The organism is Paenibacillus amylolyticus, assembly GCF_047302515.1.
GTDB lineage: Bacteria > Bacillota > Bacilli > Paenibacillales > Paenibacillaceae > Paenibacillus > Paenibacillus amylolyticus_G.
This window is the reverse complement of record NZ_CP168019.1, coordinates 6,154,049-6,176,624: the sequence shown is the minus strand read 5'-3', so window position 1 is coordinate 6,176,624 and position 22,576 is coordinate 6,154,049. Positions and strand designations below refer to the sequence as shown.

Here is a 22,576-nt window from a genome sequence, read left to right as displayed (position 1 = left end):
TCTATTGGGGGCGAAAAATGTAATATAGCGCACAAAAAAGGTTTTCTTTCAACTCCTTAGGAGACTTGAAAGAAAACCTGTGTTAGATATTGCGCAGAGAAGAGGGCGTATCTTACCGCCGCTACTCCCCTCTCCTTTCAAAAGGCTGCCATCCATCCACGCCGGACAGAATCAGAGGTACAGCGTACTCGGCCGCTTCCTGTTCGGTCAGTATTTTGGCCCAAGGCACACGATCAGCAGCACATCCGGCACCAGGCCCGGCGCTGTTGTATTCCGCATACTGAACGGTCTGCTCTGCATCTGTCTTGTTCCAGTTGTGCCATCCCTCCCGCTTCACATGAGCGCCGATCCAGCAGTTCAGAAAACAGACTTTGGCATGATGACGCCACGGTCTGCCCAGATACACCGACTGCGGCGGAGCATTGCTGGTCAGATCACAGTCCAGAAACACATAGCCGTAACGCACATCCTCCGGCGTAGAGGCTGCGGTAATCCAGCCGTTCACTTGTCCATCTGCAGCCTCCGCTTCAGTCAGGCGATTCTTCGTAAAGATCTCGCAGCCCTTAAACACCACCGTAGCCGAACCAAAAATAAAATCGATATCACCTTCGATGTAACAGTCCTCGAAATACTGCCGCAGTTTACGCCGCTCGGCACCATCGCGTGGCCCGCCAAAATAACTGCGATCCATGGGCTGCTCAGGCAGCGGGCCGGTGAAGATCGTATCCTGGTGACCGATCAAACGACAGCGGCGAAAGACCGCCCGGTCTCCATCCACATAAACGGCCAGCGCCTGACCAACCTGCTTGCCCGGCCCAGCAGCATTTACGAAGGAAATCCCCTCTGCCGTGAAATCATCAGCACCAATGAAAGCCGTATAGGAATGAAACGTATGATATGGCGACCCATCCGGGAACTTCTTGAGTGCATGATCATCATACGTAATGATAGTCTGCTCCGCCCCCTCACCAATCAGGTGGATGCCCGGCTTCTCCATATGCAGCTTCTCATGATACACACCGGCCTTCACGCGAATCGGGACGTTTCCGATGCCATTCTCCGGCAGCGCATCAACCGCAGCCTGGATCGTCACATAATCCCCTGTCCCGTCTGAATCAACAGTCAGACAGGGAGCCGATGATTCCAATGCCGTATTTGGCAATCTCTGTTGCGTCATGGCAATCGCTCCATTTCCAGCGCTGCCAGCAGAAGTGGGGCCACCCCCATAAAGGAATCGCTTACAACCGCTTCGCTTACATAGTAGTTGTACGTGCCATCCCGATCCAGGCTTAGTCCTGCACCATGACAGATCCCGTTTAACCGAACGCCGTCAGCCGTCTCCTCCACCAATCTGGAGGACAGTCCCTGCCATCCTTTCTCCGCCGCCTCTCTGAAATGCGGCTCCAGATACCTTAGTCGCACACCCTTCGCAAGTGCATATACAAACATGCTTGACCCGGATGCTTCCAGATAGTTGCCTTTGCGGAAGCCCTGATCCAGCACTTGGAACCATAACCCGCTTTCCTGCTCCTGCACGCGTACCAAAGCATGACACATCCGTTCGAAGATACCGATGATGGTTCCGCGCTTTGGATGATTCACGGGGAAATGCTCCACGCTGTCCACAATCGCCATGGCATACCAGCCCATCGCCCGGCTCCAGAAGTGTGGCGAGCACCCTGTCGATGAATCTGCCCAGACCTGCTCCTTCGATTCATCCCAGCCATGATAGAGCAGCCCGGTCCGTGGATCACGGGTCTGGCGTTCGATCAGCAGAATCTGATGTGCAACTTCATCCCATAACTCGGGGTGATGAAATGTCTTCGCATACTCGGACAGAAAGGGAGATGACATATACAGGCCGTCCAGCCACATCTGGAATGGATAGATTTTTTTATGCCAGAAACCGCCTTCTGATGTTCGGGGTTGCCCTGCGAGCTGTGCTGCCAGGAGATGCGCCGCTTCTGCGTAACGCTGATCTTCAGCACCATCCAGTAATGCAAACAGGTTTTTTCCCTGATTAATCTGATCCAGATTATATTCTTCCAAAGTATAGGTGCCAATAGAGCCATCCGGCTGGATATACAGGTCCATATGTTTTTTCATAAAATCAACATACTCTTGTTTGCCATAATACTGCCCGGTTCGTGCCATCGCCATCAAGGTCATGCCTTCCACGTATGCCCATCGTCCCGAAGGGAACGCATGATAACCGTCCCCGTCACATTGCTGGATGATCGTTGCTGCAATTCGCTCAGACCAGGATAACTGTGTCTGTACCTGCATAAGCAATTCCTCCTTGAATGTTGTACTCACCTAATACATGTATGATTAACTGCCGTTGAATTGCGAAGATTCAGCTTAGGCTGAATGACTACCGGAACATCGACCTGTTCATCACGGATTAACGATACAATCAGCTCTGCTGCCTGCACGGCCAGTTCATCCAGAGGCGGGCCAATTGTAGTCAAGGCCACTTCCGCATATTGCATATCCGGCAGATCATCATACCCGATTAACGAGATATCGCGTGGAACACTGTAACCTGCCTCAAGTAAAGCCCGTAGTGCACCTCGGGTGACCAGGTTGTTCAGTCCAATAAAAGCTGTCGGCGAATCCGCCCCAAACGCATGATTACGTATGGCAAAATACCCGTCTTCCCAAGAGGAATGCGCTGGCAGCACATGGTCTTCGTTAAAATCCAGACCCGTACGCTGCAACGCTTCCCGGTATCCCTCCAGTTTAATATGCTGGGAGTTGCCGATGAATCCGATTCGGCTGTGACCCAGCGATTTCAGATGCTCCACTGCTTTGAACAGCCCTTCTTTGCGATCAATCTTGATGTAAGGAGAGTTCGGCGCTTCATCAGTACCCAGCACAAAACATGGCATGTTGAGTGTTGCAAACTTTTTCCAGAACATCTCGCGATTGTCCAGTGCATAGTCCCATAGAATACATCCGTCCACACGCAGCTGGCTGAAGACATCCACGCCATCATCCGCCACAACCAGGATCATCTGATATCCCCGCTTCTTCAGCTCGGTATGCAGACGGCCAGAGATGTTCGAAAATAACGGATTGCTCAGCTCATCCAGCACAAAACCGATGATGTTGCTTCTGCCGGTGGAGAGCTGCCGGGCCAGCATGTTTTTCCGATATTGATGTTTCTCCGCGACCGCAAGCACCTTCTGCTTTGTTGCCGGTTTGATTCGGGGATCATCATTCAGCGCCTTTGATACCGTGCTATAGCTCACCCCCGCCAGTTTGGCAATGTCTTTAATAGTTATCAAAATCAATCAACACCTCTCATACGCCTAAAACCCTATTTCTTATTTCTGTGCAGATTTATAACGATCATATTGTGCCTGTCTGCCCGCAATAACCTGCTCTATATTCATCTTCTTCAACGTCTCAATATAACTGTCAAACTGGTCCAGACTGGCGTCCCCGCTAATAAACTTAAAGTTCATCTCTTCCACATATGTGGTGATGTCAGGCATCGCCATGCTTTCCACGCTCGCTTCATCCGGCAGGGCATAGACAAACGGGAACGGTTCGCGCACATACGGCTCCAGTTCTTTATCCATCTTTGCATGCCAAGGGGCTACGACGGAATCAGCAGAATCGGTGGATTGAATGTTCGGCAGATTCACCGGACCAATGCCGAGCTTCTGAATGTATTCATTGTCCTTGCCTTTGTCCGTAAATGTCTTCACGCCGTTCTCTTCTGTATACGTGTCATCCTTGATGCCCCACGTATAATACGTCTGTGCTTCCTCACTTACGGCATAATCCAGGAAGCGGAAAGCAAGTTCCGGATTTTTACTATCACGTGTAATGCCAAAGATGCCACTCACTGGTGTACGTCCTACATAGAACTGATCCCCATGCGGTCCTTTCAGTGGTAAAATGCCTTTGATGATTGGCTCTTCTGGATTGTAATCCTTGAACAACGGACTGTAGACCATCGACATATACCAGCTAAAATTAAACGTTGCTCCCGTCACATCCTGAGAGATGCGCGACGTGACCTGATCACTCGTGGTACTCGCATAATCAACCCCAAGCAGACCTTCCTTGTACAGTCCGTTCAGATAGGTCAAGTACTCCTTATAGGTAGGCTCATAATAGCTGAAATGTACTTTGCCCTGATCGTCTGCATAGAACTGGTTGGACAGGTCAAGTCCAAACGCGGGGCCAAAGGCCATTGACACAAATTTTGCTTCCATGGACAGCGGAATCTCATCGGCTTTTCCGTTGCCGTTCGGGTCATCTGTCTTGAATTTGCGCAGCATCGCCGTAAATTCATCCAGCGTGGTCGGCTCGCTTAATCCCAGCTTATCAAGCCAGCGCACATTGACCATAAATACAGGCATGTAGTTTCGGGTTAACGTCTGCTGCGGGATATAATACATTTTACCATCTGGCGTTGTTAAACTGGCTTTGACCGAAGGCGACTTTTCATATATTTTTTTGAGATTCACGCCGTACTTCTCTACCAGTTCATTAATCGGAATGAATAGACCGCTGTTAATGTACTTCATCAGCTGATCCTGATCCGGCAGGTACACGATATCGGGCAAGCCGGTACCAGCAGCCAGTCTCGGATTTACGGCATCCGCATAGTTCTGCGGCGGAATCAGATCCCAATCCACCGTTACACCGGCGTTGCTCTCAATTTTCTTAACGATAGCTGCGGTGGACAAGTCCACATTGGTCGTCCAAGCGTTGGTGCCGAGAATAGACAGCTTGGCATCTTGTTGATCCGTCACCGGCCCTGCTCCGGTATAATTGAAGGCTGGCTCCGAACTGGACGGGGTGCTCCCCGCATCAGTTCCCGCCCCTGTTCCGCCGCTACATCCTGCCAGGCTGATTGCCAGTATCGCTGCGATTACACTTTTTCTTCCTGCCCCTTTAAATCTCATCCATCATTCCTCCTTGGTATGAACCATTTTGAACTCCCTTGAATGACATGACACTTAAGCAATAAAAGCTATCCTTTCACGGCTCCGAGGGTGATCCCCTTAACGAAGTACCGTTGGATAAACGGGTAGATCGTAACAATAGGTAGAATGCTGACCACAATGGATACATAACGAACCTGAAGGGAGGAGACCGCCAACGCACCAGATGTCATCGTACCGCCCATCTTCTGCATCACTTCCGGCGAAGCCATGATCAGCACCCTTCGCAGGAACATCTGTAAGGGCTGCATATCCTGTTTGCCCAGATATAATAGGGCCGTGAAAAAGTTGTTCCAGTGGAATACCGCATAGTACAGCGTGAGCACAGCCAGTGTTGGCTTGATGATCGGAACCGCCAGACGATACAGCATCGTCATCTCGTTGGCCCCGTCTATACTGGCACTTTCGAAAATTTCATTTGGAATGCCTTCGAAAGCTGAGCGGCAGATCATGACGTTAAACGTAATCACCAGCACAGGCAGCACCATAACCCAGCGAGTGTTGTACAGTCCAAGCGAGGTGATCAGCATGTAAACCGGAATGAGTCCACCCGAGAAATACATGGTGAAGGCGATGAAGAAATTCAGCTTGCGACGTAAGAAAAACTGCTGTCTGGATAATGGAAACGCGGCAAGACATGTTGCCACAATGTTCAATAGTGTGCCTACCACGGTGTACCAGAGGGTGTTGTAGAACGAAACCCATAACTCCTTGTATTGCAGTACCATTTGGTAACCTGACAGGGTAAACCCAACGGGCCACAATACAACTTTTTGTTTGTCGATGGCATCCACCGAGCTGAATGAAATGCTAATGACGTACAGAAAGGGATACAACGTGATAACAACCGCCAGTATGGTCAGCAGGTAGACACATCCGTAGAACAAACGATCACTTCTCGATTTTTGCATACAGGTCTCCTTTGGTCCGGGTTATAGTCTTACCAGAGTGACATCTTGGTCAGGCGGCGGGTCATGGAATTGGCAGCAAACACTAGGACAAAGGTGATCACGGAGTTGAACAGGCCAACCGCTGTGGCGAAGCCGTAATTCTGGCCCTCAATCCCCATCCGGTATACATAGGTGGACAGGACATCTGCCGTTTCGTAGGTGGCTCCGTTGTAGAGCAGATATACTTTCTCGAAACCTACACTCATAATGCCGCCAAGCGACAGAAGCAGAAGAATGACAATGGTTGGTTTGATACTGGGAAGGGTGAGGTGCCATAGCTCCTGGAATTTGTTGACGCCGTCAATTTTGCCGGAATCATACATCTCGGGGTCGATCCCCATAATGGCTGCAATGTAGATGATGGAGCTGAAGCCAAAGCTCTGCCAGATGTCGGAACTTGTGAAGATGGTACGGAACCAGCTCGCATCCATCATGAAGTTCACTTTTTCCATGCCAAGACTCGCGATGAGGGTGTTCACAATACCGTCTGTTGGTGACAGGAAGTTAATAATCATGCCAGCTACAACAACAGTGGAGATGAAGTGAGGAAGGTACGTAACCGTCTGGGCAAATCGCTTGAATGTGCGGTTCTTGATCTCCACGATGCAAACAGCGAATAAAATCGGAATGGAGAAACCAAACAGGAGTGGCAGGAAGGCGAGCAAAAATGTGTTACGCAGCAGTCGCCAGAAGTAAATGGAATTCACAAACTGTTCGAACCAGCGCAGTCCCACCCATTCCCCGCTGAGCATGCCCTGCCCCGGCAAGAAATTACGAAATGCCAATAACACGCCAGGCATCGGAAGGTACATGAAGATGAGGTAATACAGAAAGATAGGCGAAAACATCAGTAGCAAATACTTATCCCGTCTGATCAGGCTGAACAGCGTGGACATGCGTTTTTTCAACGTGAAACACTCCCCTTCGCTACATAATTACAACGTTTGAATTTTTGAATAAAAAGGAACTGTCATTCCACTGACGTATTTGTTATTCATCTCATTCACATTTTGTAACAACCTATATCATTCTGCGTAATAACGAGATAACTAATTTGAAATAGTCCTCCTTACACCGTATTTATTTCTTTTAAATACTTGCCATAACCATAATTACAACGTTGTAATTTTAATCTAAATGTATACGCTTACATAAACTTTTTCCCATCTTAGCAAAGTCTTCAATGTTTGGCAACAACAAAAATCAGTGACATGCTGTAACGTACTAAAATACAGTCTCGCATACGCGAGACTGCCCGTTAAAATCTAAATGTGATTCCGATATTCCATCGGTGTCATAACATACACTCGCTGAAAGGCTCTGTAAAACTGACTGACGCTGGAAAATCCCAGTTCATAACTGATTGTGGTCACTGAATCCGTTGTATGGCGAAGCCTCCTGGACGCTTCTTCTACGCGCAAATTCAGCAAATATTGATACGGTGTTGTTCCCGTAAGAGCCTTGAAAGAACGCATAAAATGATACCGGCTCTGATGCGCGACCATCGCCATCGAATCAATATCCATTGGACCTGTGTAGGCACTGTGAATGTAATCCAGCACTCGTTGGAGATGAGGGTCCATGAATGTACCGGGATTTACAGTCCTTGTTCCATTTTCCTGCCCCGTCAACATACGCCTTAGATACCTCTCAACCGCCAGTTCTGTTTCCTGCACTTGCAGCATTTCGGGCACATCATCTAACAAAATGGAATTCCAGCCTCGAAACAGACTGCTGATCTCCGCAGGATCAAATGTCTGGGTAGGTCGAAACTCAGCTCGTGCCCCACCTAACCCCGCATCTTCGAAACTGCCTAATGGCGGTTTACGGAACTTGATCACAATGACAGCCGAATCCGACCCTATCTCAAAATAATGCTCAGTCTGGGGATGAGCAATAATCCCTATGCCTGCTTTTAGCGGGTATGCATGCCGTTCCTGTACCAGATGACATTGGCCTCTGACCGGCAGCGTTAGCTGATACCAGTCGTCATGTACATGCGGCTCATTCGCAAACCCTCCGGTAGCTTTCCATAATTCCAACCCATTTAGCGTCATGTTTAATTCCATCGTTTGCTCACCTGCTGACATTATAGCAAATCGTGCTCACTTTCCAAGCACTTTTCACAAAGACATGATCTTCCCCCATCTTTTATCATAGAAAAAAATAATTCGAGGTGATCTCCCATGGCTCAGGCCACTTTAAGCAAAATGCAAATCAACTCCTCCGCCAATTGGGCACTTGCCGGAGTCAGCTTCGCCCATCTGCTGAATGATGCGATGCAGACAGTCGTTCCGTCTGCTTTCCCGTTATTCCAGCAGACCATGCAGCTCAGCTTCGCCCAGATGGGCTGGATTGCCTTCACCCTGAATATTACCGCATCTGTCCTTCAGCCACTGGTCGGTTATATGTCAGACCGTAAGCCCATGCCGATCCTGCTTCCCGGAGGCATGTTATTCTCCCTGATCGGTGTTCTCGGCTTAGCCTTGTCTTCCGAGTTATGGATGTTGCTTGTTGCGGCAGCATTGATTGGCATAGGCTCATCCATCCTCCACCCCGAATCCTCACGCGTGGCTCATATGGCAGCCGGCCGTGGACGAGGAATGGCGCAGTCAATCTTCCAGGTGGGAGGCAACACAGGACAGGCCATTGCTCCATTACTGGTCGCCTTCATCCTGCTGCCACATGGGCAGCGTAGTTTTCTATGGCTGATGGGCTTTGCCCTTATCGGCATCTTCATTCAGTCTTTGGTCAGTCGTTGGTACAGAGACAAGCTTGCCGAGACTCACATTCGTCAGCAACGCCCTCTAAAATCAAGTGGCGCAGAGCCAGTAGCTCGGCCTGTGAGCAGGGGATTCATCGCTTTTACAATGGGAATTCTCATCCTGCTGTTATTCTCCAAATTCGTATATATTGCAGGCATGACCGGTTACTACGCCTTCTATTATGCCGATGCATATGACTTGCCTCTCTCCCAGGCACAGATCTGTCTGTTTATTTTGCAATTTGCAGGCATGGTCGGAACCTTGCTCGGCGGTCCACTCGCTGACCGCTACGGACGCAAACCGATGATCTGGTTCTCCATTGCAGGCACTGCACCGTTTTCCCTGTTGCTACCTTATGCAGGACCGGTCTTGTCCATGGTATTATGCGGAATGATTGGACTAATCTTGATGTCCGGCTTCAGCGTCATCATTGTTTATGCACAGGAATTGCTTCCTCGTCATATTGGAACGGTATCCGGATTGTTTTTTGGCCTGTCGTTCGGAATGGCTGGACTTGGCTCGGTTGTGTTAGGTTCCTTAATTGACGTGACCAGCATTGCGTTTGTTATCAAGTTATGTTCGTTTTTGCCACTGCTTGGTGTGTGTGCTGTATTTCTGCGCAAGGACCAACCAAGAACAGCGTGATAACCGTTGAAACCTCACTGATTTTGTGACTACAATACACCTAGGAGAATTGAGGATAACAGAAGGAAGGAATAACGCATGATTATTGATGTACAGCATGTCACTTGGAAAAGGGGACCACTTACCCTGCTGAACGATGTAAGCTGGCAAGTGAATGACGGTGAACACTGGGCGTTGCTTGGCCTGAATGGCTCCGGAAAAACAACACTCCTGAACATGATCACCGGGTATCTCTGGCCGACCGAAGGCAAGATATTCGTGTTAGGCCATGAATATGGGGATGTGGATCTGAGACAGCTTCGCAAATCCATCGGCTGGGTCAGTTCATCTCTGCAAGAGAAATTGCATGGCACAGACCGCACGCAGTATGTCGTGATCAGCGGCAAACATGCCACCATTGGCCTGTATGACAAGTTATCGGATGATGATCTGGATCAGGCACAGGAATTGATGCAAACGCTGGGCTGTCAGCACCTGTGGAATCGCGAATATCGCACCTGCTCTCAAGGCGAGAAACAGAAACTTCTCATTGCCCGAGCACTGATGGCCAATCCACGCGTACTCATTCTGGACGAGCCTTGCAATGGACTGGATCTGTTCTCAAGAGAGCGACTGCTGGATAGCATCCGTGAATTATCACAGCGTCCCGATAGCCCGTCACTCATCTATGTCACCCATCATACCGAAGAAATATTGCCTGTCTTTACTCACAGCCTCCTGCTTCGCCGGGGTGAAATAGTCCATAGCGGATTAACTAGCGAGCTGATGAACACAGAAGTGCTTAGCGACTTCTTCGAGGCACCTGTGGAAGTGGATCGGCACGGGGATCGCGTCTATGTCAGAGCTGCGGCGGATTCATAATTGCGGGTTATACACAGCAAACGTAACATAGGTGAAGAAACTTAACAGTAAAAAGCCCGATATCTTATCCACATGTGGATAGATTTCGGGCTTTTTACTCCTATATCTAGTGTTATCCACCGTTTTCTGTGTAGAACTTTCTAATTTATGAGTATAACTTAGCTGTATCTATCTATATTCTTCTCCACGATCTATTTCCGTGCAGCCAGGAACAGAAACAACGGAATGCGCTGCCTGCGCAGATAAGTTTCCTCGTTTACAAAATAGGCACGTTGTGGTGCCGACTCGCGTAAATGCTCTACACGGAACCCTGCACGCTGCAATGCCATAAAGTATGATTCAATGGAACGATGCATCTTTTTCACAGAACCACCCAGCCACTGCTGCTCCCGATATCCTTCTACAAAATACTGATCAACCACCCAATCCGTCCGAGTGCCGGAGGGTTGCAGTGTGGACGTGATCACAGGATGTTCTACCGAGAATACAAATGTCCCGTTCTCTTTCAAAGTATTGTATATGTTGCGGAACAGGCTCTCCACATCTTCAATATAGTGAACAGCCAGTCTTGATATAACCAGATCGTACGCTCCGGCCGGGTAGGTCCAGTCTTCCATGAACGCTTGCTCAATCCGGGCATTTAATCCTTTTACCGATTCGTTAGCTGCCTGAATCATATTCACAGAACCTTCAATTCCCGTATACGTCGCACCTTCGCGCTCCCGACTCATCAATTCTGCGGCGAACCTTGCATCCCCACAACCAAGGTCCAGTATGTTCTTGCCGGTAACATCTCCAATCAACTCCAGCATCACCGGCTTCTCCAATGTATCATTGGCGTTCTCCTGCCACTTGCGACGTTCCATATACTTCTCAAAGTTCGCCTGATCATCGTAAAAATCCGATCCTCTGTCCTGCATTCCGTGACCCTCCATTTTGGATAAGCATACTTCCTATTTACAGCCTGTAAGAGTATACAGAATATGGATGGGTCTGGCTATAACAAAAAAGGCTGTTGTCTGGAGTTCTCTAGCAAACAACCTTTCTGCCTTACACTTATAACATTTACGCCGCTTAGCCAAAACGTTCTGTTTTGTACCATTTGCTTTCGCGTTTCCGAATCTTGTCCATGATCAAGGAGTAGAAAGCCTTGATCGAGATCAGGATGAACAACTGTGCATACGTGAAATAGGATACGCAGGCATAGATAAAATTACGAGTATTGCTCTGTCCAATATCTGCGGCAAGTGCCAGATTGATCTGTAACACATAAATAAAGTACATGAGTGCCCAGCCAATGACCAGGAACACATACGCATCGCCGGCAAACTGGAACGGTGAGCTTACCTCTGGTTTAAATATCGCAATGACCTGATAGACCAGATTCACGAGAAAAATAATATCCGATACAATGATCGCAAGCATAAACCAGAAATAACTGACGGCATAATAGATGACCAGCAACTTATTACGCCAACTGGAACGGTTAAACAGGTTATGGATATTATCCAGTACCACCTGGTAGTTCCCCTTGGCCCAGCGTTCGCGCTGCTTCATGTATACACTAAGCTGTTCCGGCTCCTGCTGATAGGCTTCCGCTTGCGGCGCAAGCGCCACAAACTGTCCGCGATTCAAAATCTCAAATGATAGCGCAGTATCTTCTGTAATAGCTGTCACATCCCAGCCGCCAATCTCCCGGATCAACTCGGTTTTGATAATGTAATTCGTTCCCGGGATGGAACCAAGCTGAAACAATTCCCACAGACCCGTGTGATACACACGTTGCGAAGTGATAATCTCCAGATTGATGCATTTGGAGAGGAAATTCTGTCCTCTGTTGCGTGCTTTGTTTCTGCCAAAAACCACGCCATATTGTTCAGGGTTCTCAAGCGATTTTTGGGTCAAAAACATTAATGAATTCCGTTCAGGTGCGGCATCTGCATCGAAGATACAGATCCAATCGCCCGTGGCAATTTCCATTCCGTCATTTAGTGCCCCGGACTTGCCACCTGTTCCTTTTCGCTCCATTACCTTCACATTGCGATGCATATAACTGGTCTGACTGAGGAATGATCTCAGCTTCTCTGCCGTATCATCTGTACAGTTATCCGCGATCACGATGACCTGAACTTTATCCTCCGGATAATTCAGGCGCAGAATATGCTCTACCGTCGCAACAATGACCAGACCCTCGTTATGCGCAGGTACCATGACCGTGACTGTTGGATAATGATCCATATTTTCAGGGATCTGAATCCCTTTTTTGTCCTGTTTATTAATAAAACGAATCGCACCTGCCATAATAACAATCGACTCGAATACGGCAATCCAGATACTGAATATGGATAATATTAAAATAAAATCAGCCACTTACTTTCCTCCGATCATACTTGCGAATAACTTTCGACCGAAAGCGAAGGGTTGCAGTTGTTAACCAAATCGTGAATACCGCAAATAAAGAACTGACGGCGATACAGATCGGGATGAACCAGGACATATAGTCCACAGCGCCTCTCTCCTTCCGTTATATATACTCACCGATGAGATCGGTCTCTGTGTTTCGTTCAAGGGCGGCAATAACCGCGTCAATGTCCTCGTACTTGCTGAATTGCTCCTTTTGGAATACCAGAGCACCAGAGCGTATCACCGTTTGCAGCTCATTTCCCTTTTTATCAATAATATGAATATCCATGATGGCTTTTTTGATCCGCTGTGTAAGAAGTGGAAGATATTCCACATTCACCATTGGACATATGATGACAAATCGCCCACGATCCACGAAAAATTTATAGTCCTCATACCGAATCTGCTTCTGAATAGTACCCGAGATTTCAAGCAGGAATTGTGCATACCGGACAGAACCGAGAGATTCCATCACAAGTGGCAAGAATTCAATCTTGAACATGGCAATGCTGAATCCATACTTTTCGGAGTACCGACGAGCAAGGTTACTATGTTTGATTAACGTATCTGCCAGAGCTCCCTTATTACCCAGCGTGGTATCCAGATCGATTTCCGGGTTACGGTCCTGCATATCCTGGAGACGTTCCACTACACGCGCACTGCGCAGCAGACTTGCCTTGATGAACGCAGCCACGGCAACGTTGGCAGGGATGAGCAACCACCAGGAGAACACAAGCACATTAGCATCAGCATAAGTAACAAGCCACACAAAATAAGAGACCAGATATACAAACCCCGTCACGACGGATACACCAACAGGCAGAAAAAGACCAAAGACCAAGGCACCTAGCGACACGATACTAAAAAACATATCCCCTGTAGTGTAGCTCTGATCCATGTACACTTTAAGATAAATCATCAGTTGCTGCATGAGAGCTAGTCCAATTAAAAGGGCATATCCCCATGCAATACGGCGGGTAGGTGCTTTATTCCTCATAGTTCCTTCTCTCCGTTGAATTTATAGAACTCTTGTTCAACCTCACTTCTTTTATATCGCAACAATTTATGACATGATTAGACAAATCTATGCTAACACATTGCAGAATTCATTAAATTACAAAATACTTACTTTTTAATGTTTTTCTGTAAATTAACTTCTCCCAATAAAGGAAAAAGATTATCAAACAGATGTGTGTTACCGTCAAATACATATCCACCTGGATAACGAGAGTCCTGACCACGCAACGTAGTCATATGGTTATACAACTGTTTGGCCCATTTTGGATCACCTGAACGAACAGCAAGTAAGATGGCGAGGCCATATACCGAGGAAGATTCATAAGAAACGGCAGGTGTGCGTGATTCTCGCTTATACTGTCCGGGCAGCTGATGCCGGGTGTTGAACTCTTTTTTCAAAAAAGCAATGAGCTTTTCCGGTTTCCGGCTGGTCGCAGTTAGATGGTTCGCTACGATTAGCTGATCGATCAGATTCACCGTATCATCATATGTATACGTTTTCGTCGCCACATTGAATGTTTTCGGGTAAAACAACCCATCATCCGGCATACTTTTCAGCATGGATTCGTACTTGGCATAGGTTCCCGGTTCCACCATCTGATGTTTTTCCATCAATTGAAGAGACGGGAGATCAACATAAACCAGGCTTAATGTATCTGTGGAGTGACCACTCGCAAAATCGTGAAAATCAACATAATATCCTTTATTCTGAACCGATTGCGAAAGTGTACGGGATATTTCCGAAGCTGTTTCCAGTTTGGCTTCTCTTCCTTGTTTCCATTGATCTGCTGCCTTTAATAAAGCACCCACAATTCTAAAATCATCGCCAAGCGCGTTGGTAGTCACTTGAGAATCACCTTTGGCATCCAGCTTCCAGGCAATATATTTTTGCGGCATGAGGAAATAGGTGGTCAGCAGTTCATAGCTTTCCTCGAATAACGCCTGATCATTCTTGGCTACAGCATATTGCATCCAAAGACCAAGTGACTCAGATAAAGCCTCTCTGCCTGCTACGATGTCCGCTCTCTCTGAGGTAGCATCTTGCAAATAGGTCGCAATTGTACCATTAGGATTAATCATATGATCTTGAACAAAGGATACCGTAGGGGATGATTCATTCATCACGAACCGCTCCTTCACAAAAATAGTTAACGCTGCCGTGATACTGACTGACAATATGATCCACCACGTTAGCCTTTTCCGGTTTACCCGTTTCATGGCTCCCTCCTGCACTGATGTTTCTCTGGCATAATGGCTCTTATCCTTTAGATAGGTTCGGCTAGAGTCTGGGATGGAGGGGTTAAGAATCGTTCCTCTGTTCATTCCGAGATATCCATGTAGGATCGTCGTCCACCCTTTTTGACAAATTTCCAGTCCACCTCGATATTATGGCGCATTCGACGGAGAAGCATGACCGCGGTCTCGATCTCCTCCTCCGTCAGACCATCCAGCGTCACCTGATCCGAATGTACGCCCTCTTTACGAATGAATTCCCATGCTTCCAGCCCAGCTTCGGTGGGATACAACACCTTATTCTTCTTATTACCCATTGCTGGCTGTTTAATAATGAATCCATCGGATTCGAGTTTGCTAATAGCTCTGGCGGCCGTCGTGCGATCCACTTTGATCAGTTCAGCAAGCTGATTCGGAATAATGCCCGGATTCTCGCAGATTCGATACAGATATAGATATTGTCCACGGGACAGGTTCAGATGCTGAAACTCGACATTACTGATTGAATCCAGACAGCGGGCAATCATACCAATTTCACGCAGCACTTCTTTTTTCTCAGTCAACACACTCACGCCCCTATAAAATTGTTGCATTCGCAACATAATTGATGGTATAACTACAGTTGAAAAGAACGAGATTCGTTCCACATTCCTGTTATGTACCAGTTTATCACGTCAGGATAACATTACGATCACTCAAAGGAGAAACATTCATGAATACAACGATTGTTGAAGTTACTAATCAGGAATTGCTCGATGCTTGCTTCGCCATTCGTACTGCTATTTTCGTCGAAGAACAAGGCGTACCCGCAGCGGACGAATTCGATGCTTATGATACATTAGACGCGGAGGCGCGCCACATTCTGCTCTACGTAGACGGTGTGCCTGCTGCTTCCTCCAGACTGCGCATTGTGGAACAGGTCGCCAAATTGGAACGGATCTGTGTCATGCTTGATTACCGCAAACACGGCCTGGGCCGTGTGCTGATCGACAAGCTGGAGCAGATGGCTGTTGCTGATGGTCTTGAGAAAGCCAAACTGCACGCACAGGTACAAGCTTCCGGGTTCTACGAACGTCTCGGATACGCACCCGCGTCGGAAGTATTTATGGAAGATGGCATCCCCCATCTGCTGATGACCAAAAAACTGAAATAATGACATTCCAAAAAAACGCCTCCGTTATCACTTCTCAGTGATATACAGAGGCGTTTTGCATTCAGGCAACGCATTCGCGAACTCAACAACGGTAGGTGGCACGGACAAAGTACAGGCACTAATTATACAACCAAGTATCCTAACTTACTTGCCAGCTCCGCGTTGTATCTTATCCCAGTGCCAGACGGCCTGGTTCGGATTCGACAGCGTTGTTCTTCATTTGTTTACTGCGCAACTGTCCGCAGGCAGCATCGATATCCGTACCATGTTCCATACGTACAGTGGAGTTGATGTTGTTCTTTTTGAGCGTATCATAGAAGCCCAGAATCGATTCTTCTGTACTCCGTTGATACTGACTGTGTTCATCCACCGGGTTGTATGGGATCAGGTTTACACTGACCATACTTCTGCGACTGGACAACAGTTCAGCGAGCTCCGCGGCATGCTCACGTTGATCGTTAACATCACGTAACAGGATGTACTCAAACATGATGCGTTTGTTCGTTGTAGCCAAATAATAATCCACCGCATCCATCAATTGCTCAATTGGGAAAGCCCGGTTGATTTTCATGATGTGTGTACGCAGTTCATTATTAGGTGCATGCAGAGAGATCGCCAGGTTAACTTGCAGACTGCTGTCTGCAAATTCCTTGATTTTGTCCGGAAGGCCACTCGTGGACACAGTAATCCGTTTGGCGGCAAGTGCCAGTCCTTTGCGATCCTTGATGACTTCGATGAAATCACTCATGTGCTGGAAGTTGTCGAATGGTTCCCCAATCCCCATCACAACCACGTTGGTTACCCGCTCGTCTTGACCCGCTGCATCCAGATGTCGCTGCACATGCATAATCTGTTCCACAATCTCTCCAGCGGTCAGGTCTCGGCTCTTCTTGATCAGGCCGCTCGCACAGAAGCTACAGCCAATGTTACAGCCCACTTGTGTGGTCACACAGACGGTAAGTCCATATTTTTGCCGCATCAATACCGTCTCAATCAGGTTGCCGTCCTGCATCCGAAGCAAAAATTTCACAGTACCATCTGCCGATTCCTGCTTCACATGTTCGCTCAGCGAGTTCATTGTGAAATGCTCGGAAAGAACATCCAGACATTCTTGACGGACATCGGACATCGCGGGAAAATCGTGTACACGCTCGTGATATAACCATTCCCAGATCCGGGATGCACGGGATTTTTTCTGCCCATGCTCCGGTAGCCAGGAACGTAATTGCTCTAATGTTAATCCATATATGGATGATTTGTTCATTGTATAATCCTCTTTTCGCAAAAAAGCATATGGCTTATCGGTCCTACCCAAAAAACCTCTACTCCGTATTGTCCCAAAATTGACGAGGGAAAACAAGGGCTTTTGCATTTCTTCCAAGAGGTTTTATCCATGGTAAATCTGCACAACAGACCATATTTCACCCTATCGGGCTGTTACCATTAGAAGTGAATGATACCGGATGTGTGCAGTAGAACCAGCAGAACCAGGATCGGAGCTACGTAACGCAGCATGAACAGCCACACCCGGAACCATCCGGAACGCAGGCCGGAAGCTTCCGCAGCCGTTTTCCAGAAGTATCCGGCAAAAATCGTTACAAGCAGTCCACCTACAGGCAGCAGGATGTTGGATGCTACAAAGTCCATCCAGTCGAACACACTCTTCGACCCAATCGTCCATTCAGGCAGCAAGCCGAGCGACAATACCGAAGGAAGTCCCACGATGAAGACCGCTAGCGAAATAACCCATACCGCACGACTGCGGCTCCAGGACAGACGTTCCATGAAATATTTCACCGGAACTTCCAGCAAGGATACTGCTGACGTTAATGCCGCAATAGCCAACAGGATGAAGAACAGTCCGCCAAACAAGAAGCCAAGTGGCATCGCCGAGAAGGCCGCCGGAAGTGCCACGAAGATCAGTGACGGTCCTTGGTCCGGTGCAATACCAAACGAGAATGTTGTTGGGAAGATGATCAGACCCGCAATGAACGCATAGATGAGGTCACCTGCACCGACAGCGACGGTTGCCGCACCGAGCGATTGATTTTTATCCACATACGAACCGTAGGTTACAAGAATACCCATCCCAAGTGACAAGGAGAAGAAGGCATGCCCAAGCGCCACCAGTGCAGATTCAGTTGTAAGCTGTGAGAAGTCCGGATTCAGGAAGAAGGATACCCCAGCTCCTGCACCCGGCAATGTAACTGCACGGATCATCAGGATAATAAGCAGCACCAACATCGCCGGAATCAGTACCTTGTTGAACTTTTCGATTCCGTTGGATACTCCTTTGGCTACAATCCAGCCTGTAATTAGAACCGCAACCAGTTGCCATACAATCGGCATATAGCCACCTATGAAGGAATCGAACTGTCCGGCATAATCCGGATTGTTAAACAATGTGCCACTGAATGACGTAATTGCATATTGCAGGGTCCAGCCTGCAATAATGACATAAAAGGACAGGATGATAAACGGCGTCAATACTTGCAACAATCCGGCTGCGAGCCAACCTTTATGTCCACCAGCTTTGATAAAAGCCGTCGCTGCACTACCTCTACCACTGCGACCAATCGCAAGTTCAGCCAGGAGCACTGGCAGACCGATGAGCAGCAAACAGACGATGAAGAGCAGGAAAAACGCAGCCCCTCCGTTCTCCCCCGTAATGTACGGGAATTTCCACATGTTGCCCAGACCAACCGAACTACCAATGGCCGCCAGGATAAATCCAGCTTGGGAGAAACGTTCTCCTTTGCCAGCGTTGTCTTGATCTAGATTAGGCTTACTAAAATTCATCGTATCTACTCCATCACTTTAAAGTTTTCCCGTAATTATATACTACTCACCTTGTCAGGTCATTCGAAATTCGAAATTTGTCGAAATGTTATTTTTTTACATATAAAACACACGGAAATCTTCATCTCATAAGTTCCTTAAACACAGTATGTGATAAAGTCCGTTAGTCCAACCGTATGAAGTTTCAACAAATCCATATTCCCAACCGTTCAAAGCCCAATAGAATAAAAAAGAGGTGTCCCCTCAGCCACTTGGATGACTGCGGAGCACCTCTCTTTTTGAATTACACTTTAATTTGGAGTAACTCGTACTTGATAACGCCCATCGGAGCATTGACATGAATGACGCTGCCCACTTCTTTGCCCATTATCTCCTTGCCCAGCGGGCTCTCGTACGAAATTTTATTATCCGCAACATCGGCCTCGGCAGGGCCAACCACTTTATATTCAATCTTCTCGGCGAACTCAATGTCATTAAGCAACACCGTGGATCCAATGCTCACTTTGTTGGAGTCTATATTGTCTGAAGAGATGACTCTTGCTTTTGTCAGCATCTTCTCCAGAATCAAAATCCGGGTCTCCATAAAGGCCTGATCATCTTTGGCTGAATGATACTCACTATTTTCCTTCAGGTCACCGTAACTGATCGCGAGTTTCAGACGAGCTGCCAATTCCTTACGCTTCACCGTCTTCAAATCCTTCAGTTCGTCCTCCAGCTTTTCCAAGCCTTCCTGTGTCAAAATCACTTCATCATTAGCCATTTTTCCATCTCCTAATCCTGCTATCTATCTATATTCTAACCTATATCCACTCCAAAGGGTTAGCATACCCCGGAAAAAGAAATAGCTCATCCATATATTGTATTTCAATGACATCAAAACCATGTCCATCTCTTGAGATAAATTTCAAGGCTTTGTTCAATAATTGTACCGATACAATCTACTCAATTGATGATGTTGTTTTCACCCGTTGACTTTTACAATGAACTCAGGGCAGCAGACGTTTTATAACCATCGCCTGCAGTCCACTATATGACGTGAGGTGATCTGAATGATTGAACTATTGAATACAGCTGAAATACAGGCCTATCTGAAACGGATCGGCATAGATGATATAAAGGAACCTACACTGGAATTCTTATTTGAACTCCAGCGAGCACATGTACAATATTTATCCTGGCAAACGGTCGATATTTTTGCGGGTCGTCCTGCGGAAATCAGTCTTCAAGAATCAATTCAGCTTATATTACAGGGACGCAGCGGCTACTGCTTTCATCTAAATGGTGTATTTAGTGTTCTTCTCCGCTCGCTGGGTTATACGGTTGATTGGCATCGCGGTGGAGTACAGCCTCATGGGGAGCAACCCCGTGTGAACTCGTTCCATCTCGGTCTGTCTGTGCTTCTGCCGGATGCTGACCCCACAGTTGAGCGCTGGCTTGTGGACGTAGGCCTGGGCGGAATGCCCTTCGAACCTCTGCCACTTCGTTATGGAAGCTATGGTTCAGCTCCTTTCAGGTACCAATTGATGCCATCATCTGTTGTGGCTGGGGGATGGCGGCTTGAGTACGAGCCGAATGGGCCAAGTGAAGGTGTGGACTATGCTCCCGAGGTAGTCCACGATCTGGAAGAGTTCATTCCCAAACATGAATTCTACAGTCGGGCAGTCGAATCACCTTGGCATAACGTATTTTTGCTTCGTCAGCGGAATGAGAATCGCAGTCATGAATTACGTGGATGTATGCTTCGAACACATGATATCGAAGGAATCCGGAAAAAGGAGATCCGGAATTATACCGAGTGGCGTAACGTATTAACTGAAATATTCTATGAACCCTTGGTGAATTACAGCGAACTGGAATGCCAAGATATGTGGGAGCGAGTGCAGTCTGCACATACGGAATGGAAACAAGCCCAAGAAGCATGATGATGAAGATGCAGAACCTGAGGCCTTAACATGAAAAGCGAGACAACCGGCTTGCTTGTTAGGGGCATCCGTATAGTGATGATTTGGGAGAAAGAGTTGAGGGTCCATTCCATATAAAGGAAAGTTGTTGAACCGCGCCGAATACGTATTCAGGTGATAAATGATGATAACTATTCGTGTACTCCAAGTTCCAGAAGTATTGCCCGGGGCGAACTGGAACCAATTGCTATCGCAAGTTTCTGCGGAGCGACGTGCTCAAGCTTCGCGTTTTGTGCGTCAGGCTGACGCGTATCGCTCCGTGCTGGGAGAGATATTGACTCGTGTGGCTTTGAGCAAGTTAACTGGACTGAGAGCTGCTGAGCTTTCTTTTACCCGTAATTCCTACGGCAAACCTTCACTTAGTCACCATTCGGAGGTACAATTCAACGTCTCCCATTCTGGCGATTGGATTGCGCTGATCTCCGGCAGTACAGATGAATTGGGCGTGGATGTGGAAAAAATAGCTCCAATTGACATGCAGATTGCAGAGCGTTTCTTCTCTCCTAAGGAGAGCCAGTTCTTGGCTGCCGAGCCTGACGATCGTCGGCTGGAAACCTTCTACCGTCTATGGACGCTGAAGGAAAGTTATATCAAGGCAGTCGGTATGGGCTTGTCCATACCACTGGACTCCTTCGCCATCCTTCCTGATGAACGGGAAGATTGGCATTGCAAACAGGCCGGGACATATCTCTTTCTCAGTCAGCGACTGGATGATGGACATATGCTTGCAGCATGTTCGGCTGGGGGAGAGCTGCCGAGCCAGCCCGAGATCATCACCTTAGAGGATCTGTATACAGAGTTAGTATAGAGTGGTGCTGGGCCTCAACGAATTGGAATCAGTTGAGTTTTGTAAGAGGTTAACATCAAACAAGCCCTGGCTAAGGTTAAATAAAAAAAGCTAACGACGTGAGTATCACGTGTTAGCTTTTTGGCTTTTTTGGCTTTAAATTCACACTCTGTTTACGTCTCTGACTGAATGACTAGTCCCTGCTCCGCAATTTGCCAAGCAGACGGATGATCTCAATGTACAGCCATACCAGCGTCACCATCAAGCCAAATGCGCCGTACCACTCCATGTACTTGGGCGCACCACGTTCAGCACCACCCTCGATGAAGTCGAAATCAAGGACGAGATTAAGGGCAGCAACAATGACGATAACGACCGAAATACCGATGCCAATCAAGCTGTTGTCATGCAGATAAGGAATCGAAATGCCGAAGAAACCCAGTACAAAGCTCAGCAGATACATGATCATGATACCGCCAGTTGCAGCCACGACCCCAAGCTTGAAGTTCTCCGTAGCTTTGATCAATCTGGTTTTGTATGCCACCAGCAGAGCGATGAATACAGCCATGGTCAACAGGGCCGCCTGCAAGGTAATTCCGTTATACAGGGACTCATAGGTTGCGGAGAGCGCTCCTAGGAACAGGCCTTCTGCCACGGCATAGATAGGTACTAGATACGGTGCCGCTACTGGTTTGAACGAAATCACAAGTGCCAGAATGAAACCAACGATTAATCCGCCATAAGCGAGCGGCATCACTTGTTGACCGTTAAAGAACATCATCCATGTTGCAAACGCACTGCCCAGCAGGATCACAAGCGTAATAAACGCTTTGTTCACCGTGCCGTTGATCGTCATGTAATTCTGATACCGATCTTCTCCATATCCTTTGTTTTCAAACGTGCTGTCTTTAAGTGTAGGGTTACCGCTACGACCGATCAACACAATCACCTCTTCATATGTATTTGGAATATCTGTGATACTAAGCTTGGGCTTACTACGGTTCAATTCTACAAGCTACTCCCTCGAAAAGATCGGGA

The 22,576-nt window shown here is 47.6% G+C and carries 21 protein-coding genes; 5 read left to right on the top strand and 16 right to left on the bottom strand.

Annotated elements, in window-relative coordinates; all coding sequences use genetic code 11:
- Positions 1-121: 121 nt before the first annotated feature.
- The 7 genes from ACDJ59_RS27110 to ACDJ59_RS27080 all read right to left on the bottom strand — a co-directional run bounded on the left by ACDJ59_RS27110 (position 122) and on the right by ACDJ59_RS27080 (position 7,983).
- Positions 122-1,177 carry a pectinesterase family protein gene (locus tag ACDJ59_RS27110; protein ID WP_413406808.1) on the bottom strand — a complete coding sequence of 352 codons (1,056 nt, stop codon included), beginning with the start codon at positions 1,175-1,177 and terminating at the stop codon, positions 122-124.
- Positions 1,174-2,286, bottom strand: coding sequence for a glycoside hydrolase family 88/105 protein (locus tag ACDJ59_RS27105; RefSeq protein WP_413406807.1), 1,113 nt, complete (start codon positions 2,284-2,286; stop codon positions 1,174-1,176). Before ACDJ59_RS27105 ends, ACDJ59_RS27110 begins: the two co-directional genes overlap by 4 nt.
- Before the next feature lie 26 nt (positions 2,287-2,312).
- Complete coding sequence (locus ACDJ59_RS27100) at positions 2,313-3,290, bottom strand: LacI family DNA-binding transcriptional regulator (RefSeq protein WP_413406806.1); 978 nt, start codon at positions 3,288-3,290, stop codon at positions 2,313-2,315.
- Positions 3,291-3,329: 39 nt separating this feature from the next.
- A complete protein-coding gene (locus ACDJ59_RS27095; protein ID WP_413406805.1) occupies positions 3,330-4,925 on the bottom strand; it encodes an extracellular solute-binding protein in 1,596 nt (531 codons plus the stop codon).
- 68 nt (positions 4,926-4,993) lie between these two features.
- Positions 4,994-5,875 (bottom strand): carbohydrate ABC transporter permease, encoded by an 882-nt coding sequence (locus tag ACDJ59_RS27090; RefSeq protein ID WP_413406804.1) that lies wholly within the window; start codon positions 5,873-5,875, stop codon positions 4,994-4,996.
- Between the two features lie 29 nt (positions 5,876-5,904).
- On the bottom strand, positions 5,905-6,822 hold the full coding sequence (locus ACDJ59_RS27085) for an ABC transporter permease (protein ID WP_240768206.1): 918 nt from the start codon (positions 6,820-6,822) through the stop codon (positions 5,905-5,907).
- Positions 6,823-7,179: 357 nt separating this feature from the next.
- Positions 7,180-7,983, bottom strand: a complete 804-nt coding sequence (locus ACDJ59_RS27080; RefSeq protein WP_413406803.1) for a helix-turn-helix domain-containing protein — start codon at positions 7,981-7,983, stop codon at positions 7,180-7,182.
- Positions 7,984-8,100: 117 nt separating this feature from the next.
- Between ACDJ59_RS27080 and ACDJ59_RS27075 the strand changes: the two genes are divergently transcribed.
- On the top strand, positions 8,101-9,324 hold the full coding sequence (locus ACDJ59_RS27075) for an MFS transporter (protein ID WP_413406802.1): 1,224 nt from the start codon (positions 8,101-8,103) through the stop codon (positions 9,322-9,324).
- A gap of 78 nt (positions 9,325-9,402) precedes the next feature.
- Positions 9,403-10,185 carry an ABC transporter ATP-binding protein gene (locus ACDJ59_RS27070; protein WP_413406801.1) on the top strand — a complete coding sequence of 261 codons (783 nt, stop codon included), beginning with the start codon at positions 9,403-9,405 and terminating at the stop codon, positions 10,183-10,185.
- Between the two features lie 191 nt (positions 10,186-10,376).
- Here ACDJ59_RS27070 and ACDJ59_RS27065 read toward each other — a convergent pair whose 3' ends face one another.
- The 5 genes from ACDJ59_RS27065 to ACDJ59_RS27045 form a co-directional block, all read right to left on the bottom strand.
- Positions 10,377-11,105 (bottom strand): class I SAM-dependent DNA methyltransferase, encoded by a 729-nt coding sequence (locus ACDJ59_RS27065; protein WP_413406800.1) that lies wholly within the window; start codon positions 11,103-11,105, stop codon positions 10,377-10,379.
- A 154-nt stretch (positions 11,106-11,259) separates the two neighbouring features.
- Entirely contained in the window at positions 11,260-12,555 is a 1,296-nt protein-coding gene (locus ACDJ59_RS27060; RefSeq protein ID WP_413406799.1) for a glycosyltransferase family 2 protein, read from the bottom strand.
- A gap of 154 nt (positions 12,556-12,709) precedes the next feature.
- The gene (locus tag ACDJ59_RS27055; RefSeq protein WP_413406798.1) at positions 12,710-13,585 is read right to left on the bottom strand and encodes a diguanylate cyclase domain-containing protein; all 876 of its coding nucleotides are present in this window, start codon (positions 13,583-13,585) and stop codon (positions 12,710-12,712) included.
- 128 nt (positions 13,586-13,713) lie between these two features.
- Positions 13,714-14,823: a glycosyl hydrolase family 8 gene (locus ACDJ59_RS27050; protein ID WP_413406797.1), complete on the bottom strand. Its 1,110-nt coding sequence runs from the start codon at positions 14,821-14,823 to the stop codon at positions 13,714-13,716.
- A gap of 101 nt (positions 14,824-14,924) precedes the next feature.
- Positions 14,925-15,431 carry a MarR family winged helix-turn-helix transcriptional regulator gene (locus ACDJ59_RS27045; RefSeq protein ID WP_413406796.1) on the bottom strand — a complete coding sequence of 169 codons (507 nt, stop codon included), beginning with the start codon at positions 15,429-15,431 and terminating at the stop codon, positions 14,925-14,927.
- 119 nt (positions 15,432-15,550) lie between these two features.
- On the opposite strand from ACDJ59_RS27045, the gene ACDJ59_RS27040 reads away from it, so the two are divergent.
- Complete coding sequence (locus tag ACDJ59_RS27040; RefSeq protein ID WP_340907480.1) at positions 15,551-15,991, top strand: GNAT family N-acetyltransferase; 441 nt, start codon at positions 15,551-15,553, stop codon at positions 15,989-15,991.
- 169 nt (positions 15,992-16,160) lie between these two features.
- Here the strand turns inward: ACDJ59_RS27040 and rlmN are convergent, their stop codons facing one another.
- From rlmN to greA, 3 genes are all read right to left on the bottom strand, one after another.
- The gene (gene rlmN / locus ACDJ59_RS27035) at positions 16,161-17,255 is read right to left on the bottom strand and encodes a 23S rRNA (adenine(2503)-C(2))-methyltransferase RlmN (RefSeq protein WP_413406795.1); all 1,095 of its coding nucleotides are present in this window, start codon (positions 17,253-17,255) and stop codon (positions 16,161-16,163) included.
- 179 nt (positions 17,256-17,434) lie between these two features.
- Positions 17,435-18,790 carry a sodium-dependent transporter gene (locus ACDJ59_RS27030; protein WP_076329216.1) on the bottom strand — a complete coding sequence of 452 codons (1,356 nt, stop codon included), beginning with the start codon at positions 18,788-18,790 and terminating at the stop codon, positions 17,435-17,437.
- Positions 18,791-19,073: 283 nt separating this feature from the next.
- On the bottom strand, positions 19,074-19,550 hold the full coding sequence (gene greA / locus ACDJ59_RS27025; RefSeq protein WP_036612258.1) for a transcription elongation factor GreA: 477 nt from the start codon (positions 19,548-19,550) through the stop codon (positions 19,074-19,076).
- A 289-nt stretch (positions 19,551-19,839) separates the two neighbouring features.
- Between greA and ACDJ59_RS27020 the strand changes: the two genes are divergently transcribed.
- Together ACDJ59_RS27020 and ACDJ59_RS27015 are read left to right on the top strand one after the other, a co-directional pair.
- Entirely contained in the window at positions 19,840-20,712 is an 873-nt protein-coding gene (locus ACDJ59_RS27020) for an arylamine N-acetyltransferase family protein (RefSeq protein WP_413406794.1), read from the top strand.
- 160 nt (positions 20,713-20,872) lie between these two features.
- Positions 20,873-21,559: a 4'-phosphopantetheinyl transferase family protein gene (locus ACDJ59_RS27015; protein ID WP_413406793.1), complete on the top strand. Its 687-nt coding sequence runs from the start codon at positions 20,873-20,875 to the stop codon at positions 21,557-21,559.
- A gap of 172 nt (positions 21,560-21,731) precedes the next feature.
- Here ACDJ59_RS27015 and ACDJ59_RS27010 read toward each other — a convergent pair whose 3' ends face one another.
- Positions 21,732-22,478: a Bax inhibitor-1/YccA family protein gene (locus tag ACDJ59_RS27010; RefSeq protein WP_340030225.1), complete on the bottom strand. Its 747-nt coding sequence runs from the start codon at positions 22,476-22,478 to the stop codon at positions 21,732-21,734.
- Positions 22,479-22,576 lie beyond the last annotated feature (98 nt).

Bases quoted from the DNA above. Each gene is read 5' to 3' on its own strand.
- ACDJ59_RS27045 (WP_413406796.1), bottom strand. From the start codon at position 15,431: ATGCAACAATTTTATAGGGGCGTGAGTGTGTTGACTGAGAAAAAAGAA.
- ACDJ59_RS27055 (WP_413406798.1), bottom strand. From the start codon at position 13,585: ATGAGGAATAAAGCACCTACCCGCCGTATTGCATGGGGATATGCCCTT.
- rlmN (WP_413406795.1), bottom strand. From the start codon at position 17,255: ATGAACAAATCATCCATATATGGATTAACATTAGAGCAATTACGTTCC.
- ACDJ59_RS27090 (WP_413406804.1), bottom strand. From the start codon at position 5,875: ATGCAAAAATCGAGAAGTGATCGTTTGTTCTACGGATGTGTCTACCTG.
- ACDJ59_RS27080 (WP_413406803.1), bottom strand. From the start codon at position 7,983: ATGGAATTAAACATGACGCTAAATGGGTTGGAATTATGGAAAGCTACC.
- ACDJ59_RS27065 (WP_413406800.1), bottom strand. From the start codon at position 11,105: ATGCAGGACAGAGGATCGGATTTTTACGATGATCAGGCGAACTTTGAG.
- ACDJ59_RS27110 (WP_413406808.1), bottom strand. From the start codon at position 1,177: ATGACGCAACAGAGATTGCCAAATACGGCATTGGAATCATCGGCTCCC.
- ACDJ59_RS27105 (WP_413406807.1), bottom strand. From the start codon at position 2,286: ATGCAGGTACAGACACAGTTATCCTGGTCTGAGCGAATTGCAGCAACG.
- ACDJ59_RS27095 (WP_413406805.1), bottom strand. From the start codon at position 4,925: ATGAGATTTAAAGGGGCAGGAAGAAAAAGTGTAATCGCAGCGATACTG.
- ACDJ59_RS27015 (WP_413406793.1), top strand. From the start codon at position 20,873: ATGATGATAACTATTCGTGTACTCCAAGTTCCAGAAGTATTGCCCGGG.
- ACDJ59_RS27075 (WP_413406802.1), top strand. From the start codon at position 8,101: ATGGCTCAGGCCACTTTAAGCAAAATGCAAATCAACTCCTCCGCCAAT.
- ACDJ59_RS27020 (WP_413406794.1), top strand. From the start codon at position 19,840: ATGATTGAACTATTGAATACAGCTGAAATACAGGCCTATCTGAAACGG.
- ACDJ59_RS27030 (WP_076329216.1), bottom strand. From the start codon at position 18,790: ATGAATTTTAGTAAGCCTAATCTAGATCAAGACAACGCTGGCAAAGGA.
- ACDJ59_RS27050 (WP_413406797.1), bottom strand. From the start codon at position 14,823: ATGAAACGGGTAAACCGGAAAAGGCTAACGTGGTGGATCATATTGTCA.
- ACDJ59_RS27040 (WP_340907480.1), top strand. From the start codon at position 15,551: ATGAATACAACGATTGTTGAAGTTACTAATCAGGAATTGCTCGATGCT.
- ACDJ59_RS27070 (WP_413406801.1), top strand. From the start codon at position 9,403: ATGATTATTGATGTACAGCATGTCACTTGGAAAAGGGGACCACTTACC.
- greA (WP_036612258.1), bottom strand. From the start codon at position 19,550: ATGGCTAATGATGAAGTGATTTTGACACAGGAAGGCTTGGAAAAGCTG.